Source organism: Actinoplanes solisilvae, assembly GCF_003999975.1.
GTDB classification, from domain to species: domain Bacteria; phylum Actinomycetota; class Actinomycetes; order Mycobacteriales; family Micromonosporaceae; genus Actinoplanes; species Actinoplanes solisilvae.
Genome location: NZ_RJAC01000001.1, coordinates 1124707 through 1141849 on the forward strand (window position 1 = coordinate 1124707; position 17143 = coordinate 1141849).

The following is a 17143-nucleotide window of genomic DNA, read 5'->3' on the forward strand; positions in this document are numbered from 1 at the left end:
CATGGGGTTGAACAAGAGGACCAGGTGTGCGATCTCAATGCCGCTCAGGTCACGCAGTGCAACCGAGTCGGCCAAAGATCTACGCCACCTCGACGATGATCTCCACTTCGACCGGCGCGTTGAGGGGCAGTTCGGCCACGCCGACCGCGCTGCGGGCATGACGGCCCTGCTCGCCGAAAACGTCGCCGAACAGGTTCGACGCTCCGTTGATCACCGCGGGCTGGCCCGTGAAGCCCGGCGCCGACGCGACGAAGCCGCCGACCTTGACGATCTTCACGACGCGGCCCAGGCCGACCAGCGACTCGACGGCGGCGAGGCCGTTCAGCGCGCACACGCGGGCCAGCTCGGTGGCCTGCTCGGCGGTCACCTCGGCGCCGACCTTGCCGGTGTGCGGCAGCTTGCCGTCGACGAGCGGGAGCTGGCCCGAGACGTACACGTAATTGCCGGTCTGCACGGCGGGCACGTAGGACGCCAGCGGCGGCACCACCTTGGGCAGAGTCAGACCCAGTTCGGCCAGTTTGGCGTACGCGTCCACGCCGCCCTCACCACTGATCGGTGTCGTCACGATTTGGGCCGCTTCATATAGGCGACCAACTGCTCAGCGTTGGGCCCGGGCACCACCTGAACGAGTTCCCAGCCGTCTTCACCCCAGTTGTCGAGGATCTGCTTGGTCGCGTGGACCAGCAGCGGCACGGTGACGTATTCCCACTTCTGCATCGCTCGCATACTCCCTAATCGTCGGTACCGGGTCAGCTTAGGGCCCGCGACCGGGCCGACTTGACTAGGCTGAGCGCGGCCGACGGGCCGGTATGTCGGGAAGATCACGGAGGGCCACATGACGCACCCGCAGGGCGGCGAGCCGGGTCATCCCGAGCCCACCCCGTTGCCCTCGCCCGCGCCGGAACCGCCGCAGCCCATCCCGCCGGACGAACCGATCCCCGTGCCCGAGCCGCCTCAGGCCGCGCCACCGGTGGCCGATTTCATCGACGCCCCGCCCGAGCCGGCCGACCAGCAGTTCCCTCCGCCCGGGTCGTTCGCCGACGAGGCCACCCCGCAGGACAGCACCCAGGTCATCCCGCCCGAGGCGGTGCCCGCTGCGGAAGGCTGGCAGCCCCCTCCGGCCACCGGGCCCTGGCACGCCCAGCACGAAGCGCCCGGCCAATGGCAGACCACGCCGCCCGAGCACCTGGCCTGGCAACACTCGATCCCGGCCGAGGGCGCGGCGCCCGAGCCGATCTGGTCCGGCGGCCCGCAGCCCTATCAGGTGCCCCTCGAGCAGGCGAAACCTCGCCGTCGCGGCGCGCTCTGGGTCTCGCTCGCGCTGGTCGGCACCCTGTTCCTCTGCGGCGGCGGCGCGGTCTCGGCCTATTTCCTGCTGCGCGACGCCGACAACCCCGGCTCGCCCGACCCGGCCACGGCCGTCACCCGGTTCCTCACCGCGGTCTACACCGAGCAGGACGCCGCCGCGGCCGACGACCTGGTCTGCCGCGAGGCCCGCGACGAGACCAAGATCGCCGACCGGGTGGCCGAGATCAAGGCGTACGCCGGGGGTTACACCGACCCGGTCTTCCGCTGGGCCGACCCCAAGGTCTCCGACGACTCCGAGGACCGCGCTCTCGTCTCGGTCGAGGTCACACTGTCGACCGCCGACGAGAAGACGGCGTCGCAAGACCTCGAGTTCACGGTGATCCGCAAGACCGGCTGGCTCGTCTGCGAGGTGACCGGCTGAGCGGCCGCCGTACCGTTGAGGGCATGGGCGAGCACGTCAACAGATGGCCGGCGCGACTGCACGTGGTGACCGGCAAGGGCGGCACCGGTAAGACCAGTGTCGCCGCGGCCCTCGCGCTGGGCCTGGCCGCGGGGGGCAAGCGCACGCTGCTGGTCGAGGTCGAGGGGCGGCAGGGCATCGCCCAGCTCTTCGAGACCGAGCCGCTGCCCTACAAAGAGCTGCGCATCGCCCAGGTCGCCGGCGGCGGCGAGGTGCGCGCGCTCGCGGTCGACCCCGAGGAGGCCCTCCTCGAATACCTCGACATGTTCTATCACCTGGGCGCGGCCGGGCGGGCGCTGCGCAAGGTCGGCGCGATCGACTTCGCCACCACCATCGCGCCGGGCCTGCGCGACGTGCTGCTCACCGGCAAGGTGAAAGAGGCCACCACCCGCTCTCAGGACGGGCGCCGGGCGTACGACGCCGTGGTCCTCGACGCCCCTCCGACCGGGCGCATCGGCCGGTTCCTCAACGTCACCGCCGAGACCGCCAAGCTGGCCAAGGTCGGGCCGATCAAAACCCAGAGCGACAGCGTCTCGGCCCTGCTGCGCTCGCCGATGACCGCCGTGCACGTCGTCACCCTGCTGGAAGAGATGCCGGTGCAGGAGACGCTGGACGCGATCGCCGAGCTCAGCGCCCTGCACATCCCGATCGGCCGGATCGTGCTGAATGCCACCCGTCCCGCCCTCGTGACCGCCGGCAAGGTCACCAAGGCCGAGATCAAGCGGGGTCTGGCCGAGGCCGGCCTGCCCACCGACGCGGCCACCGTGAACGGGCTCGCCACCGAGGTGCGGGCCCACCTGACCCGCCAAGATCTGGAGGAGTCGTTGCGCACCGAGCTGGCCGAGACCGGCCGCCCCCTGATCGAGCTCCCGCTGCTGCCGCTCGGCGTCGACCGGGCCGCACTCGACGAGCTCGCCGCGATCCTGATGCGTGCGTGACCGGACACAGTCACCGTGCGTCCGATCAACAACGGCTTACTGTTGAGTAGTGGCTGACTTGACATCCTCCCCGCCCTGAAGGACGGGGATTCCCTTGGTCGCCCTTGGGTTTTCCTGCTTCACCGTCGGCTGCCCCGAACGAGAGGACTCTCGTTGAGGTCTTACACCTCCTCCACAGGCTGTCACGGAGAGCCCCTCCGCCAGTATGTTGCGGGCCGCGTTGACGTCGCGGTCGTGGGTCGTGCCACACCGGCACATCCACGACCTTACGGACAGCGGCATCCGCTCAGCGAGCGCACCACACGTCGAGCACAGTTTCGAGCTGGGAAACCAGCGGTCGACAACCACGAGGTTGCGGCCGTGCCACTCGGCCTTGTATTCGAGCATGGTGCGCAACTGCCGCCAGGCCGCGTCGCTGATCGCGCGGGCCAGGCTGTGGTTGGTGACCATGTTGCGCACGGTCAAGTCCTCGATCACGATCGTTTGGTTCTCACGAACGAGTCGAGTGGTCAGCTTGTGCAGCAGGTCTCGCCTGCGGTCGGTGATCCGGGCGTGAATCCGGGCGACCTTGAGCCGCGCCTTGGCCCGGTTAGCCGAACCCCTCTCCTTGCGCGCCATCGCCCGCTGAGCTCTAGCAAGGGCCTGACGGTCGGCACGCTCGTACTTCGGATTGACGACCTTCTCGCCGGTGGACAGGGTGAGCAGGCTGTTGAGCCCGGCGTCGATCCCGATGGCGGCGTGGACCGCGGGGGTCTGCTCGATGCGGTCGTCGCACAGCAGGGACACGAACCAGCGGCCGGCCGCGTCCTGAGACACGGTCACGGTGGACGGAGACGCATTCTCGGGAAGCGGACGCGACCAGACGATGTCCAGCGGGTCGGCCATTTTCGCCAGGGTGAGCCGGCCGTCGCGTCACCGGAACGCACTGGTGGTGTACTCGGCCGACCGGCGGGAATTCTTTTTACTCTTGAACGTCGGGTACTTCGCGCGCTTGCCGAAGAAGTTGGTGAACGCGACTTGCAGGTGCCGCAGCGCCTGCTGCAACGGCACGGACGACACGTCGTTGAGGAATGCCAGCTCCTCGGTCTTCTTCCACTCGGTGAGCAGCGCCGAGGTGGCGTTGTAGTTGACCCGCTCCTGCCGCAACGTCCACGCCTCGGTGCGAGCCGCGAGCGCCATGTTGTAGACCAGCCGGACACACCCGAACGTACGGGCAAGCTCAGCAGCCTGCTCGCCGGTCGGGTAGAAGCGGTACTTGAACGCCCGCTTCACCATCTTCGTGGCCACAGCTCACAAGCTAGCCAACCACCTTGTAACGATCGAGGCGACGGGCCGCATGGCCGTAGCCTCTGTTTCCTCCCGGCTCTGAACGGCCGGGTTTTCACGGAGGAGATCCGATGACCGCGCACCGACTCGACGTCGACGGTCTTCTCTCCGACCCGTCCACCCGGATCATCGTGTGCTGCGGCGCCGGTGGTGTGGGCAAGACGACCACCGCGGCCGCCCTGGGGGTGCGGGCGGCCGAGGTGCACGGGCGGCGCACGGTGGTGCTCACCATCGACCCGGCTCGCCGCCTGGCCCAGTCGATGGGCCTCAGCGAGCTCGACAACACTCCCCGCCAGGTCAAGGGCATCGACGCCGACAAGGGCGGCGAGCTGCACGCGATGATGCTCGACATGAAGCGCACCTTCGACGAGGTGGTGCAGCAGCACACCACGCCGCAGCGCGCCTCTGAGATCTTCGCGAACCCGTTCTACCAGGCCATGAGCTCGACCTTCGCCGGCACGCAGGAATACATGGCGATGGAGAAGCTGGGCCAGCTGCGGGCCACCGACGAGTGGGACCTGATCGTGGTCGACACCCCGCCGTCGCGTTCGGCGCTCGACTTCCTCGACGCCCCGGCCCGTCTGTCCCGGTTCCTCGACGGCCGCATGCTGCGCCTGTTGCTCGCCCCGGCCCGCACCGGTGGCCGCAGCATGTTCAGCCTGGTCACCGCGTCGTTCGGGTTGTTCTCGCGCACGGTTCAGAAGATCCTGGGCGCCCAGCTTCTGACCGACCTGTCGGGTTTCGTGGCGGCGCTCGACTCGATGTTCGGCGGCTTCCGTCAGCGCGCCGACCAGACATACCGGGTCCTGCAGGACCCGCAGACCGCGTTCCTGCTGGTGGCCGCGCCCGAGCGGGACGCCGTACGGGAAGCGGCTTATTTCGCCGAACGCCTGGTGGCTGACCGCATGCCGCTGGCTGGGCTGGTTCTCAACCGCATGCACCGCTCGGAGGTCCCCGGCCTGCCGGCGGCCGAGTCGCTCGCGGCGGCCGAGGCCCTGACCGCGGCCGGTGATCACCCGCTGGCCGCCGACGCGCTGCGCATCCACGCCGGCCTGGTTCGCCAGACCGAGCGGGAGCTGACGGTGGCCGAGAACTTCACCGACGCTTTCCCGGGCGTGCCGACGGTCTCCGTCACGGCGCAGCCCGCCGACGTTCACGACGTCGACGGGCTGCGGACGATCGGCGCGCTCCTGGCGTGACCGCCCGGCAGGTCAGCGGGTGGGGACGAGCACCTTGTCGGCGCCCTTCTCCCGCATCGCGGCCTCGAACATCTTGCGCCAGCTCGCCACGTGCGGGTGACGGCGCAGCAGGGCCCGCCGCTCTCGCTCGGTCATTCCGCCCCAGACGCCGAACTCGATCCTGTTGTCCAGGGCATCGGCGAGACATTCGTAGCGGACCGGGCAGCTGCGGCAGATCCTCTTCGCCACGTTCTGCTCAGCGCCCTGCACGAAGAGCGCGTCAGGGTCGCCACTCTGACATGCCGCCATGCTGGGCCAGTCGCTGATCATCCCCATGTGTAAACGTCCCCCCTTGCGTTACCCCCCATGACGTCCCGCGCCTTTTGTCCCCCCGGCGCGTGCGGACGTCGTGCGACAAGCTCGCCGGACCATCATGCTCTGTAGTCGGGCGATTACGCAACGTTGTACCTGAAATACGTACAGCTCGGCGGTTCCGGGCAAAGGCCACGAACCACCTGGTGTAGGGGGCGGGCAGAGATTGTGAAAGTCCTCCCAAGCTCTGAGCGCGAGGGGCATACTAAACCGGGGCGAAGCGTGACCTTCCAGGCGTGCGGGCGCGTGCGTTCTTCGCGTACCCTGCCCAGGTGACCTCCTGGATGCGCAGACGCGATCACAACATCTTCGCCAATGCGACCTCGTTGATGATCTGCGGTTTACTAGCCGGCGTCGTTGTCGCCGCAGCCGCTTTCCCCGCCGCCGCGATGTCCGGGCTCGCCGCGAAAGCGGGTGGCGAACAGTTCGCGCAGCTGCCCAGTGAGATCAAGGACTTCAACTCCCCGCAGATCACTCGGATCTACGCGTCGGACAACAAGACGCTGATCTCGCAGTTCTACGACGAGTTCCGCAGCGACGTCCCACTCAAGGACATGTCGCCCTTCATGCGGGCCGCCATGATCGCCGCCGAGGACCGCGAGTTCGACAACCACAACGGCGTCGACCTCAAGGGCGTCGCCCGCGCGTTCGTCAACAACAGCGGCAAGTCCGAGTCCAAGCAGGGCGCCTCGACCATCACCATGCAGTACGTGCGCATGTCGCTCGCCTACTCGGCGACGAACCCGCAAGAGGTCGTCGACGCCACCAAAGACAGCCCCAAGCGCAAGATCACCGAGATGAAGTACGCGCTCCAGGTGGAGAAGGAACTCTCCAAGGACCAGATCATCGAGCGCTACCTCAACATCGCGCCGTTCGGCAACCAGGCCTACGGGGTGTTCGCCGCCAGCCAGGTCTACTTCAACAAGAAGCCCAAGGACCTGACGATCGGCCAGGCCGCGATGCTCGCGGGCATGGTCAAGGCGCCGTCGAGCTTCAACCCGACCACCGCCGAGGGCTACAAGCAGATCAAGCCGCGCCGCGACAACTACATCATCCCGGCCATGGTCGAGATGGGCGCGATCACCCAGGCCCAGGCCGACAAGGCGATCAAGGAGCCGATCCCCCGCCAGGTGCGGCCGACCGGCAACGGCTGCGTCTCGGTCGCCAACAACAACTGGGGCTTCTTCTGCGACTACTTCTACCGCTGGTGGATGGAGCAGGAAGCGTTCGGAGCCACGCCGTACGACCGTGAGCGTCGCCTGAAGAGCGGTGGCTACCGCATCACCACGACGCTCGACATCGGCGCGCAGGAAGACGCGCGCAAGCGCATCGCCGACAAGATCAAAGAGAAGGACAAGAACGCCCTTCTGCTGGCGGCCACCGAGCCCGGCACCGGCAAGGTGCGCCTGCTCGCGGCCAACCGCAAATACAAGCTGCCCGACCCGAAGCACCCGAACCCGCTCTCGTCGGACAAGAAGAAGGCGAACAAGGGCGTTCGCGCGACCTACCCGAACACCACCAACCCGCTGCTCAGCGGCGGCGGCGACATCAACGGCTACCAGGCCGGCTCGGTGTTCAAGATCTTCACGATCATCGCGGCGCTCGAGAAGGGCTACCCGCTGGCCTACCCGATCAAGGCCGAGAAGCGCTACAAGTCGGGCTACATCATCGACCGCGGCAACGACTCGGCCTGCCCCGGCACCCACTTCTGGTGCCCCAGCAACTCGGGCGGTGGCGGCGAGGGCCTCTACAACATGCACTCCGCCTTCGCGAAGTCGATCAACACGTACTTCGTACCCCTCGAGGAGCAGGTCGGCGCCGAGAACGTCGTGGCGGTGGCCAAGCGGTTCGGCGTGCAGTTCCGGGTCAAGCAGGACCGCGACTTCGCCAACAACCAGGTCGCGGCCAACCAGTGGGGCGCCTTCACCCTGGGCGTGTCCGCGTCGACGCCGCTCGACATGGCGAACGCGTACGCCACTCTGGCCGGCGACGGCATGTACTGCGAGCCCACCCCGGTCGAGCAGATCGCCACGCAGGAGGGCACGAAGCTCGACGTCGGCAAGCCCCGCTGCATGCGCGCGACCAGCAAAGACGTGGCCCGCGCGGCGCTCGACGCGGCCCGCTGCCCGGTCGGCGACGCGGCCCAGCTCGGCAACTGCAACGGCGCCACGGCCCGCGCGACCAAGGCGACGGTCAAGCACCCCGTCTTCGGCAAGACCGGCACCACCGACGCCGACAAGACGGCCGCGCTGATCGCCGGCACCACGTCCCTGGTCGTCGCCGGCTACCTGGTCAACCCCGACTGGCCCGACCACCGCGACCGCATGTCCCACGACATCGTGAACCCGGCCGTCTACGAGACCCTGGCCGACTTCATGAAGGGCAAGCCGAAAGAGCAGTTCAAGGAGCCCGGAAACCGCAAGATCGCTTACGGCGACCAGCGCTCCATCCCCCGCGTGACCTGCGATTCGATCGACGACGCCCGCGACCGCATCGAGGGCGCCGGCTTCGACGTCTCGGTCGGCGCCGAGGTCGACTCGAACTGTCCCGCCGGCACCGCCGCCGAGACGTCGCCGAGCGGCCGCACCATCAAGGGCGGCATCGTCATCATCAACCCGAGCAAGGGCAAGGCCGCCACCCCACCGGCGGGCGGCCCCGGCGGCAAGCCCAAGCCACCCGGCCGGTAGCCCCTTCCAGCTAAACGGGCGGGACATCACGAGGATGTCCCGCCCGTTTTCCGTTGCTCCAGGGCGCACCGCCGTGCGGGCCCTCCGTCGCGACGCGGCTGACGCTCAACACCAGCAGGACGAACGACGCCGAAGCGGCCACCACGATGAGCGCGAGGCTGACCCTGTCGTGCCGCAACAACTGAACAAAGGCATAGACCTCGAAGGCGTACGCCGCCACGGCCGGCACGATGACCAGAATCGGAAAGCGCATCCAGGCCGCGACGGTGAGCAGCCTGCTCCGGCGGCGAAACCGGATGTCCCGCATCGCCTGCCCGAAGGGATCGTCGACCGGTATGGCGAACAGGTCGACGTCACTGGCCGCCGCGGTCGGATACCGCTTCTCGACGACCTTGCGGTGCACCCAGTGCAGGTTGTTCGACTCCACCGTGTAGGCGGCCGCCTCATAGAGCAGGTAGGCGATGAGCACTGGGACCCCGAGCAGAACGAACCCCAGCGAACTGACCTTGAACGACAGCAGGCTGGCCTCCGACACCGCTTGCCGGTTCACCAGCTCGAACACCGCGGCCAGGGCCACGATCAGGCTGACCGCTCGCCTGCGCCCCCTCTCGGAGTCCCGCATGTTGGTGCGCAACTCAGCGAGGAACTGCAGAACGAAGTCCTCACTGACGTCACCACCGAACGCGGCCCGAACACTGCGCCTGATGCGCTCGTCATCCCCGGCCACCCCAGCCCTCCGCTCCTCGAGGTCACACCACCGCGAAGCATGACCACCGCCCGCCCAGCCGCTCCCGTTCTGTCGTGCACCAGACGCTCGGGTCACACTCCGCGGTACAAAAAAGCCCTAAAGACTGAATCAATCTCGCGTTGTGATCAGCCCTGAGACAACTAATCATGCGCGAACCTCGCCATCAGACTGTTGGCACTACGTGAAACCCCGATCCATGCAACATCGCGCCTGACATCCTCCCCGCGGGAGTGGCTTGACAAGGTTCGCTATCGTTGCGGTGGTCGTACGCGACGGCCATACCGCTTGGAGCTCCCGGCGAGTTTCAGCAAAGGCGGTCGAAGGGGTTCACAACTCCCGCAGCTGTACCGCAATATTCCTGTGGCACCTGCTCTTCTCGATCTCGCTGGCCGGGCGGCGGAACGGGAGATCATTGTGCCTTTTGTCGATCTTGCTGCTTTGCCGAGCGCGATGGCTCGGCCGTTTGTGGTGGCTATCGCTCATCTGCCTATCCTCGTCATCGCGATCTTCGCCTGGCCGCTATGGCTAATTAGTTTCGTGCGCCCAGCCACGCATAACGATGCGGCGTTTCGCTTGCTGAAAGAACTCCGAACATGGAGTTGCGACGTGGTACGCGACACAAACCGGAATCAGACACGATGAGCCGGTCAAATCAAACCGGCGGCATTCGTCGGAGATGCCGTTTCACAGGCGAGTCTTACCAGCTCGCCTACAACGAGACCGCCATTCTCCCGAGGGATGGCCCACTAATCCCCGATGCGTCTACCGCTGCGCAGTCTATTGCAGAATTTATTTGGGAGTACAACGCTCGACTCGTTTCCTCGTTGTTGCGGACGAGAGAATACGCCGAATCGGCACTACGCTCCCATCACATGAGCGAAGGTTGCATTCGAGAGTTGGCCGAGCTGCACACGCGTAGACAATCCTTGATTCTAGGATCGGAATCATCACACGTTTGGGCAGTTCTAGGCTATGCAGCTATCACCGGGGGACCAGGAATGCCCGACGTGATGCGAAGGCAGATTGAATTCATCCTGAACCTTACCGAGCATCCATCCGTCTCCATCCAGGTTTTACCTGACAGGCATGAAGGTTCGGCGACCAGAAATTCATTCAGCCTTATACGCTGCGGAGGAACAAGCATTCCCGATGTAATTTACTCGAATCCCCTTGGTGATGAAGCATTGCTGAGCCTTCAAGAGGATACGGAACCATATCGGCAAACCATGGCAAAGATTGGCATTGCCGCTCAAGCTCCCGCCGAAACGCGTCAAATTCTGAGCGATTCTCTTCGTGGCATGAATGGTCGCTAAACCGCTCGATATCGTTTCATATGACAGCCGCGGCGGGCAGCGTCCAGCGCGATCAACCGAGCATGCCGCCTCGTGGTCAAGATCAGGAACAACAGCGCTAGCCGACATTTGCCGGCGTCGCATTGATTGCTGCGGGAGAAGACGGGCTTGCTACTACGGGTGGCCGACACCTACGAAGCCGCAGGGTCTCCCAGTCGGCTTCGTATGGCCCTACCGGCGTAAACACTCCGGGCCGACCTCCCTGTGCGGAAGACCGGCCCGGACTGCACTGCTCTTGGTCGGGGTGGCCGGATTTGAACCGACGGCCTCTTCGTCCCGAACGAAGCGCGCTACCAAGCTGCGCCACACCCCGAGCTGCCAGGAAATACTATCCGACGCCGACCCCGACGCGAAATCGGTATCCCCTGAACAACGAAACCCCAGGTCAGCGCGGTATCAGGGTCAGGATCGAGGCCTCCGGGCGGCAACTGAAGCGGATAGGGGCGGTGGGGTGCGTGCCCAGACCGGCCGAGACGTGCAGCCACGAGTCGGAGCCGGGCCAGCGGTGCAGGCCTTTGGCCATCGAGGTGGGCAGGTCGCAGTTGGTGGTCAGGGCGCCGTAGAACGGGACGCACACCTGCCCGCCGTGGGTGTGACCGGCCAGCAGCAGCTCGAAGCCGTCGCCCGACATGGCGTTCAGCACCCGCGAGGCCGGCGTGTGGGTGACGCCCAGGTGCACGTCGACGTCCGTGGAGATCGGGCCGGCCACGGAGGAGTAAACGTCGCGGTTGACGTGTGGGTCGTCGACGCCGACCAGTTCGATCGAGCGGCCGCCGGCCTTCAGGACCGTACGGGCGTTGTTCAGGTCGGCCCAGCCCGCGTCGGTGAGGGCAGCGCGCAGGTCATCGGCGGGCAGATCGGCCTCGCCCTGCACGTATTCGCGGTCGGGCAGCAGGTAGAGCAGCGGGTTCTTCCAGCGCGGGCCGCGGTAGTCGTTCGAGCCGAAGACGAACGCGCCGGGCACCGACAGCAGCGGGTCGAGGGCGCGCAGCACGCCGGGCAGCGATTCCGGGTCGGCCATGTTGTCGCCGGTGGTCACGACCAGGTCGGGGTCGAGGCCGGCCAGCGCGGCCACCCAGGCCTGCTTGCGGCGCTGCTCCGGCATCATGTGCAGGTCGGAGATGTGCAGGATGCGCAGCGGCTCCGCATCGGGTTCCAGCACCGGCACGTCGAAGCGCCGGAGGGTGAACAGGTTGCGCTCGACGAGCGAGGCGTAGGCGAACGTGGCGGCCCCGGCGGCGACCACCGCGGAACCCAGGGCGAAAAGGGAGCGCTTGCGCATGGGAAGCAAGGGTAGTTTCTCCATTCATGGGAGCGCTGAAAGACCGCCTGAACGATGACCTGCACTCGGCGATGAAAAGCCGCGACGAGCTGACCACCGCGACGCTGCGAATGGCGCTGGCCGCCGTCCGTAACGCCGAGGTCGCCGGCACCGAGGCGCGTGACCTCTCCGACGACGAGGTTCTCGCCGTGCTGAACAAGGAGTCGAAGAAGCGTCGTGAGGCGGCCACCGCGTTCGCCGACGCGGGCCGGGCCGAGCAGGCGGCCAAGGAGCGCTCCGAGGGTGACGTGCTCGAGCGCTACCTGCCCAAACAGCTCTCCGACGACGAGATCGCCGAGCTGGTGACGGGCGCGCTCCAGGCGGGCGGTTTCACCGGCAAGGCGCAGATGGGTCCGGCGATGAAGGCCGCTCAGGCCGCGGTGGCCGGTCGGGCCGAGGGCGGGCGCGTCGCGGCTGAGGTGCGCAAACAGCTCAATTGAAAGACCACTGCGATCGTACGAGTCGTGAGGTGGAACAACCGCACTACCGCGAACCGGGCGCTGGGGGCGGCCTCTCTGCAACGGGGGGCCATACCCCGCTGCCGGGCCGGATGAGGGAAAAGGTCAGATGGCGAGCTGGGGCCGCACCGGAACCGCGGTGACCGTGGGCCCGACGCTGCGGCCCGGAAGTTGCTGCTGCGGAACGGCGTAGGGCCCGAGCATCGACTCGATCGCCGGCGCGATGGCCGGGCGGTCGTTGAGCTGGATGAGGCGCGCGGCGCGGGCCAGGGAGCCCGTCTCGCCGTCGCGGAATCCCTCGCGATACCCCTTCTCGTATCGCTCGCCTCGCCCGAGGGCCCGTCCGAGGGCAAAGCACGAAGAGCCGGCGAGGGCAAGGAGGAAGAGCAACGCGAAGGGTGTCACCGTCTTATTCCTTCCGAGGCAAATGTACTTATTAGCCGAAAAGTACCCCTAGAGCATGGGTCATGCGGTAGAGCGGTGATCAAGTACGCCTACGGGTGACTCCCCTTGCGTCGCGGCCAGACGGACGGCAACGTGCTCGGGATCAATAGGGCGGCACAGGTGATAGCCCTGCCCCAAACCGCAGCCGAGTTTGCGCAACGCCGCCAATTGTGCGGCGTTCTCGATCCCCTCGGCCACCACCCGCAGCCCGAGAATCTGCGCCAGCTCGACGATCGTGCGAACCAGGGCGAGGTCCTCGCCGGTCAGCTCGGCCCGCGCGATGAAGGCCCGGTCGACCTTCAGCTCGTCCACCGGCAGTTCGCGCAGGTAGGCCAGCGACGAATACCCGGTGCCGAAGTCGTCGATCGAGAGCTGCACGCCGAGCTTGCGCAGCACGCCCAGCGCCGACCGGCCCAGGTCCGGCTCGCTGACCAGCACCGATTCGGTGAGCTCGAGGGTGACCGCGCTGGACGGCAGCCCGGCGATGGCCAGCGCTCGCATCACGTTGTCGGCGAAGCGCGGATGCACGAGCTGATGACCCGACACGTTGACGTTGAGCGTCAGGTCGGGGAAGTCGCGCCGCCACTTCGTCACCTGCAACGCGCCCGTCTCCAGGACCCATTGCCCGATGTCGGCGATCAGCCCGAACTCCTCGGCTTTCGGGATGAAGTCGACCGGCGAGACGAACCCGCGGGTCGGGCTGTGCCAGCGGATCAGCGCCTCGACGCCGGTCGCCCGCCCGTCGGCCAGCCGGATCAGCGGCTGGTACTGCAGCCGGAACTCGCCCTCGCGCAGCGCCCGCTGCAGGTCGCCGCGCAGGCTCAGACGGTCGAGCGCCTCGGCGTGCATGTAGGGCTCGTAGACCAGCACCCGGCCCAGCCCGTCCTTCTTGGCGCGGTACATCGCCACGTCCGCGTTGTGCAGCAGCTCCTCGGAGTTCTGCCGGGCCTCCCGCGAGACCGCGACGCCCACACTGGCGCCGACGAACACCTCACGCCCGGCCACCCGGAACGGCTCCTTGATGGCCGCGACGATCCGCTCGCCGACGAACTGGGCGGCCTCGACCGGCAAATCGTGCAGGAGCGCGGCGAATTCGTCGCCGCCGAGACGAGCGGTCGTGTCGCTGGCCCGTACGCAGCCGCGCAGCCGCCGGGCCACGAGCGCGAGCAACTGATCGCCGGCGTCGTGGCCGAGGCTGTCGTTGACCGCCTTGAACCGGTCCAGGTCGATGAAGAGGACGCTGGTCGGGTCGGCCATCGTGCCCCGCGAGGCGAGCACCCGGTTGAGGATCTTGAGGAACAGGGCCCGGTTCGGCAGCCCGGTGATCGGGTCGTGGTGCGCCTCGCGGACGGCCTCGACCGTGCGCGCGTCGGTCAGCGCCAGGCTCACCTGCTGGGCGAAGGCGGAGAGCTGGTCACGCTGCTCGGTCTGCTGCCCGCCCGTCGAGGCCAGGAGCGCACACAGGCTGCCGGCCATCTCGCCGGTGACCCGCACCGGTGCCGCGATCATCCAGCCCTGCTCGGACGGGCGCACCAGCACCGCCCCGCCGGCCATCGCCGCCTGGGCCAGGCTGTCCGGCGGCGAGTCGCCGTCCCCGCAGGTCGAGGCAGCGGTCAACCGCTGGTCGGGACCGCCCTCGGCCAGCATCAGCGTCACCTTGGCCCCGCCCAGCAGGTCGGCCGCGCCGCACGTCACCGCGTCGAGGATCTCGGGCAGCGGCCGCCGCGCCGAGATCGCCCGCTGGATGGTGAGCAGCGACTCGACCAGCCGCTGCCGGGTCTGCGCACTGGTCGCCTGGCGTTCCTTCTCGGCCCGCAGGTGACGCTCGGCGGCGAGCACCCGGATGCTGCGCAGGGCCAGCCCGAGCACCTGACCCATGCCCTGGAGCATCTGGCGCTCCTCGGGGTCGAACGGCTCCGCCTGGCGGGCCACGATCAGCGCGTCACCGGTCTCGCCGCCCAGCGGGTTGCTCGCGACGTGCAACTCACCGACGTACGGGATCTCGATCATTGGCTGCCCCGCGGCGGCCTCGCCCAACGCGATCTCGGGAACGACCGAACCGAAGCCGTACGCCCCGATGACCCGGCCGTCGCGCACCACCGCGCCCGCCTCGGCCTCGACCATCTCGGTCGCCCGTTCGACGGCGCTGGCGATCGCCGTCTCCTCGTGCTCCGCCGCGTTGACCGCGGTGAAGTACTCGGTGAGCAGGTGCGTCGACCAATTGGGCATCGTCAGGCCAGAGCGAGCGTGACGAGGGTCAGATGGTGGGTGCCCAACGCGCCCCGCACCCGCGCGATCTCCCCGAGAGAGTAGAACCCCGCGAACGGCGCGTCGCTCAACGCCGTACGCATGGCCTGAATCTCTTGATCCAGCCCGCCCTCGATCAGACCGGCCCGTCGGCCGCCACAGTCGAAGGCGAGCACGCCGAGCGGGGGCAGGCCGTCGAGCCGGGCGACCGCCTCGGTGCACGACCAGGCCGCGCCGTCGAGCATCGCCTGCCGATCGCCCTCCATCAGCCACACCAGCGCGCCCTGCGGGACGTCGGCCGTCCCCCAGACCGAACGCGCCTCGTCGTCGCCCGCGTGGATCACCCGGATGTCCTCGCCGCTGCGCCGGGACAGGCCCAGCGGCTGCAGCTGGCGGCCCCGGTCGAAGAACTCCTCGGCCGAGCCGTCGAAGTCGTTGCGGCGCAGCAGCACGTCCAACGCCGGTTCGCCGTCGAGCTCGTAGATGTGCGGGCCGCTGCTCTTCGTCACCACCATCGGCGGCTCGGTGCGACGCCAGCCGTGCGCGACGCCGATGCCGATCGGCCCGTCCGAACCCAGCCCCAGCCCGACGACCGCCCCGGCGAGCACCTCGTCGTTGTAGAACTGGAAGGTCTCGGAGAAGTGCCGATCGTCCGCCGCGAAGCCGCCGACCAGTGGAATGCCGGGGTCGATGGCCGAATAGGCCCCGCGGACGATCTCGTGCGGCTGCCCCGACAACCCTTCGCTGAACATGATCAGCACTTGATGTTCGTCGTCCAGGCCGTGCAGCGCCTGCGCGGCCCGCGCGCCGGCGTCCCGGGGGTCGGCCTTGCTGATGAGGGCGGCCCGGGTCTGCACGGTGAAGCCGTCGCCGCCGAGCGCCGCGATCGCGACCCCGCCGTCGGTGGCGCCCGCGCTGCCCAGCTCGCCCATCGAGGTCGCGCCGACGATCTCCGCGTCCGGCCCGGCCTCCATGCGTACGCCGGCCAGCAATGCGGGCAGGTCGTGGGCGACCGACGCGAAGACGAACAGCGCCTTGGCCTCACCCAGCCCGATCGCCTCCGCCGCGGCCCCGGCCCCCGCCTTGCGGGAATCGGCCGCGGCGCTCTGGCCCACTCCGAACCACCGGTGGGGGTTGCTCATGAGCCTCTGATCGGCACGGTTTGTCGGTTGCTGAGTGGTTGCGTGTGGGGTGCCGCCCGGTGTCCGGGACGGACCTGACAGGCTTGGGACTTGTGACTGACTCTGACCTCGCGCGGCAGGTCCGCGACGTGAGCCGGCTGACCGGCGAGTTCACCCTCCGCTCGGGCCGCGTGGCGAACGAATACTTCGACAAGTACCAGTTCGAGGCCGACCCCGAGCTGCTCGACCGCCTCGCCGAGCAGATGGCCGTGCTGATCCCCGAGGGCACCGAGGTGCTCGCCGGCCTCGAGATGGGCGGCATCGCGGTCGTGACCGCGCTCGCCCGCCACGCCCGGCTCCCCACCGCTTTCGTGCGCAAGCAGGCCAAGCAGTACGGCACCGCGCGCCTGGCCGAGGGCGCCGAGGTGGCCGGTCGTCGCGTCCTGGTCGTCGAGGACGTGGTGACCTCGGGTGGCCAGGTCGTCATCTCCACCGGAGACCTGCGCAAGCTCGGCGCGCACGTCGACCACGCGCTGTGCGTGATCGACCGGCAGGAGGGCGGCGCTCAGGCGCTCTCGGCCGAGGGCATCACCCTGCGCGCCTTGCTGACCCGGGCCGACCTCGCCTGATCTTTCGCGCCCCGGGGGTCAGCTCAGTTCTTCGGCCAGCCCAACGACGATGCCCTCGGGGCCGCGGACATAGCACAACCGGTACACGTTCTCGTACTGTTCTACGGTGCCGACGAGCTCGGCGCCGTGCTTACGCAGGCGCGCGACGGTGTCGTCGACGTCGTCCACGGCGAACATGACGCGCCGCAGGCCCAGCGTGTTGGCCGGCGCGTCCTTCGGATCGTTCCTGATCGCCTCGGGGGCGTGGAACCGCACCAGCTCGACCCGGCCCGGCGTACCTGGGATCTTGAGCATGGCGACGTCCTGCCGAACGTCGTCGATGCCGATGACGCGCTCGACCCAGCGGCCCTCCACCGGCCCCTTGCCCTCGAGCTCCATGCCCAGCTCGACGAAGAACGCGATCACCGCGTCGAGGTCTTCGACAACGATCAACACGTTGTCCATGCGCTTGATTGCCATGCTCAGCCTCCCGTAAGCGTTCGTTACCCCTGGAACGAAGCTGTTATGCCGTTCTCGACGTTGACCATCGCGTGGCACGAAACGGGGAATCGGGC

General features: G+C 68.0%; 18 protein-coding genes, 1 tRNA gene and 1 pseudogene. 8 read left to right on the forward strand and 12 right to left on the reverse strand.

Annotated elements, in window-relative coordinates; translation table 11 throughout:
* Positions 1 to 79: 79 nt before the first annotated feature.
* Together EER30_RS05360 and sp36 are read right to left on the reverse strand one after the other, a co-directional pair.
* Positions 80 to 565: a RidA family protein gene (locus tag EER30_RS05360; RefSeq protein ID WP_205650104.1), complete on the reverse strand. Its 486-nt coding sequence runs from the start codon at positions 563 to 565 to the stop codon at positions 80 to 82.
* Positions 562 to 717: a Sp36 family protein gene (gene sp36 / locus EER30_RS05365; RefSeq protein ID WP_127498762.1), complete on the reverse strand. Its 156-nt coding sequence runs from the start codon at positions 715 to 717 to the stop codon at positions 562 to 564. The genes EER30_RS05360 and sp36 overlap by 4 nt, the downstream gene beginning before the upstream one ends.
* A 118-nt stretch (positions 718 to 835) precedes the next feature.
* Between sp36 and EER30_RS05370 the strand changes: the two genes are divergently transcribed.
* Positions 836 to 1729, forward strand: coding sequence for an Rv0361 family membrane protein (locus EER30_RS05370; RefSeq protein ID WP_127498764.1), 894 nt, complete (start codon positions 836 to 838; stop codon positions 1727 to 1729).
* Between the two features lie 23 nt (positions 1730 to 1752).
* The gene (bagA, locus tag EER30_RS05375) at positions 1753 to 2706 is read left to right on the forward strand and encodes an ATPase BagA (RefSeq protein WP_127498766.1); all 954 of its coding nucleotides are present in this window, start codon (positions 1753 to 1755) and stop codon (positions 2704 to 2706) included.
* A gap of 36 nt (positions 2707 to 2742) precedes the next feature.
* Here the strand turns inward: bagA and EER30_RS05380 are convergent.
* Positions 2743 to 3603 (reverse strand): annotated as a pseudogene (locus tag EER30_RS05380) (RNA-guided endonuclease InsQ/TnpB family protein); the annotation flags it as partial.
* Positions 3604 to 3618: 15 nt separating this feature from the next.
* The gene (locus EER30_RS47850) at positions 3619 to 3993 is read right to left on the reverse strand and encodes an RNA-guided endonuclease InsQ/TnpB family protein (protein WP_205650106.1); all 375 of its coding nucleotides are present in this window, start codon (positions 3991 to 3993) and stop codon (positions 3619 to 3621) included.
* 110 nt (positions 3994 to 4103) lie between these two features.
* Here EER30_RS47850 and bagB point away from each other — a divergent pair, with 110 nt between their 5' ends.
* The gene (gene bagB, locus EER30_RS05385; protein ID WP_127498768.1) at positions 4104 to 5231 is read left to right on the forward strand and encodes an ArsA family ATPase; all 1128 of its coding nucleotides are present in this window, start codon (positions 4104 to 4106) and stop codon (positions 5229 to 5231) included.
* Positions 5232 to 5243: 12 nt separating this feature from the next.
* Here the strand turns inward: bagB and EER30_RS05390 are convergent, their stop codons facing one another.
* Positions 5244 to 5546 carry a WhiB family transcriptional regulator gene (locus EER30_RS05390; protein ID WP_127498770.1) on the reverse strand — a complete coding sequence of 101 codons (303 nt, stop codon included), beginning with the start codon at positions 5544 to 5546 and terminating at the stop codon, positions 5244 to 5246.
* Positions 5547 to 5866: 320 nt separating this feature from the next.
* Here EER30_RS05390 and EER30_RS05395 point away from each other — a divergent pair, with 320 nt between their 5' ends.
* Entirely contained in the window at positions 5867 to 8269 is a 2403-nt protein-coding gene (locus EER30_RS05395; RefSeq protein WP_164842244.1) for a penicillin-binding protein, read from the forward strand.
* Between the two features lie 10 nt (positions 8270 to 8279).
* On the opposite strand, the gene EER30_RS05400 is transcribed toward EER30_RS05395, so the two are convergent.
* Complete coding sequence (locus tag EER30_RS05400) at positions 8280 to 8846, reverse strand: hypothetical protein (protein ID WP_164842226.1); 567 nt, start codon at positions 8844 to 8846, stop codon at positions 8280 to 8282.
* A gap of 531 nt (positions 8847 to 9377) precedes the next feature.
* Here EER30_RS05400 and EER30_RS05405 point away from each other — a divergent pair.
* Positions 9378 to 9659, forward strand: coding sequence for a hypothetical protein (locus EER30_RS05405; protein ID WP_240669763.1), 282 nt, complete (start codon positions 9378 to 9380; stop codon positions 9657 to 9659).
* The gene (locus EER30_RS48440; protein ID WP_240669856.1) at positions 9656 to 10330 is read left to right on the forward strand and encodes a DUF5753 domain-containing protein; all 675 of its coding nucleotides are present in this window, start codon (positions 9656 to 9658) and stop codon (positions 10328 to 10330) included. Before EER30_RS05405 ends, EER30_RS48440 begins: the two co-directional genes overlap by 4 nt.
* Before the next feature lie 275 nt (positions 10331 to 10605).
* On the opposite strand, the gene EER30_RS05415 is transcribed toward EER30_RS48440, so the two are convergent.
* Positions 10606 to 10682: transfer RNA gene (locus EER30_RS05415), tRNA-Pro, on the reverse strand.
* 72 nt (positions 10683 to 10754) lie between these two features.
* Entirely contained in the window at positions 10755 to 11651 is an 897-nt protein-coding gene (locus EER30_RS05420; RefSeq protein WP_127498778.1) for a metallophosphoesterase, read from the reverse strand.
* A gap of 26 nt (positions 11652 to 11677) precedes the next feature.
* Between EER30_RS05420 and EER30_RS05425 the strand changes: the two genes are divergently transcribed.
* Positions 11678 to 12130 carry a GatB/YqeY domain-containing protein gene (locus EER30_RS05425; protein ID WP_127498780.1) on the forward strand — a complete coding sequence of 151 codons (453 nt, stop codon included), beginning with the start codon at positions 11678 to 11680 and terminating at the stop codon, positions 12128 to 12130.
* Positions 12131 to 12253: 123 nt separating this feature from the next.
* Here the strand turns inward: EER30_RS05425 and EER30_RS05430 are convergent, their stop codons facing one another.
* The 3 genes from EER30_RS05430 to EER30_RS05440 are packed head-to-tail and all read right to left on the reverse strand — an operon-like array spanning position 12254 to position 15981.
* Positions 12254 to 12553 (reverse strand): hypothetical protein, encoded by a 300-nt coding sequence (locus EER30_RS05430; protein WP_127498782.1) that lies wholly within the window; start codon positions 12551 to 12553, stop codon positions 12254 to 12256.
* 60 nt (positions 12554 to 12613) lie between these two features.
* On the reverse strand, positions 12614 to 14821 hold the full coding sequence (locus EER30_RS05435; RefSeq protein ID WP_127498784.1) for a putative bifunctional diguanylate cyclase/phosphodiesterase: 2208 nt from the start codon (positions 14819 to 14821) through the stop codon (positions 12614 to 12616).
* Between the two features lie 2 nt (positions 14822 to 14823).
* Entirely contained in the window at positions 14824 to 15981 is a 1158-nt protein-coding gene (locus tag EER30_RS05440) for an FIST signal transduction protein (protein ID WP_127498786.1), read from the reverse strand.
* A 92-nt stretch (positions 15982 to 16073) separates the two neighbouring features.
* Here EER30_RS05440 and pyrE point away from each other — a divergent pair, with 92 nt between their 5' ends.
* A complete protein-coding gene (gene pyrE / locus EER30_RS05445; RefSeq protein ID WP_127498788.1) occupies positions 16074 to 16589 on the forward strand; it encodes an orotate phosphoribosyltransferase in 516 nt (171 codons plus the stop codon).
* A gap of 18 nt (positions 16590 to 16607) precedes the next feature.
* Here the strand turns inward: pyrE and EER30_RS05450 are convergent, their stop codons facing one another.
* The gene (locus EER30_RS05450) at positions 16608 to 17048 is read right to left on the reverse strand and encodes a VOC family protein (protein ID WP_205650107.1); all 441 of its coding nucleotides are present in this window, start codon (positions 17046 to 17048) and stop codon (positions 16608 to 16610) included.
* Between the last annotated feature and the right edge of the window lie 95 nt (positions 17049 to 17143).

Coding starts and splice junctions, on each gene's coding strand:
- sp36 (WP_127498762.1), bottom strand. CDS start 717: ATGCAGAAGTGGGAATACGTCACCGTGCCGCTGCTGGTCCACGCGACC.
- EER30_RS05370 (WP_127498764.1), top strand. CDS start 836: ATGACGCACCCGCAGGGCGGCGAGCCGGGTCATCCCGAGCCCACCCCG.
- bagA (WP_127498766.1), top strand. CDS start 1,753: ATGGGCGAGCACGTCAACAGATGGCCGGCGCGACTGCACGTGGTGACC.
- bagB (WP_127498768.1), top strand. CDS start 4,104: ATGACCGCGCACCGACTCGACGTCGACGGTCTTCTCTCCGACCCGTCC.
- EER30_RS05390 (WP_127498770.1), bottom strand. CDS start 5,546: ATGGGGATGATCAGCGACTGGCCCAGCATGGCGGCATGTCAGAGTGGC.
- EER30_RS05395 (WP_164842244.1), top strand. CDS start 5,867: ATGCGCAGACGCGATCACAACATCTTCGCCAATGCGACCTCGTTGATG.
- EER30_RS48440 (WP_240669856.1), top strand. CDS start 9,656: ATGAGCCGGTCAAATCAAACCGGCGGCATTCGTCGGAGATGCCGTTTC.
- EER30_RS05420 (WP_127498778.1), bottom strand. CDS start 11,651: ATGCGCAAGCGCTCCCTTTTCGCCCTGGGTTCCGCGGTGGTCGCCGCC.
- EER30_RS05425 (WP_127498780.1), top strand. CDS start 11,678: ATGGGAGCGCTGAAAGACCGCCTGAACGATGACCTGCACTCGGCGATG.
- EER30_RS05435 (WP_127498784.1), bottom strand. CDS start 14,821: ATGCCCAATTGGTCGACGCACCTGCTCACCGAGTACTTCACCGCGGTC.
- EER30_RS05440 (WP_127498786.1), bottom strand. CDS start 15,981: ATGAGCAACCCCCACCGGTGGTTCGGAGTGGGCCAGAGCGCCGCGGCC.
- EER30_RS05450 (WP_205650107.1), bottom strand. CDS start 17,048: ATGGCAATCAAGCGCATGGACAACGTGTTGATCGTTGTCGAAGACCTC.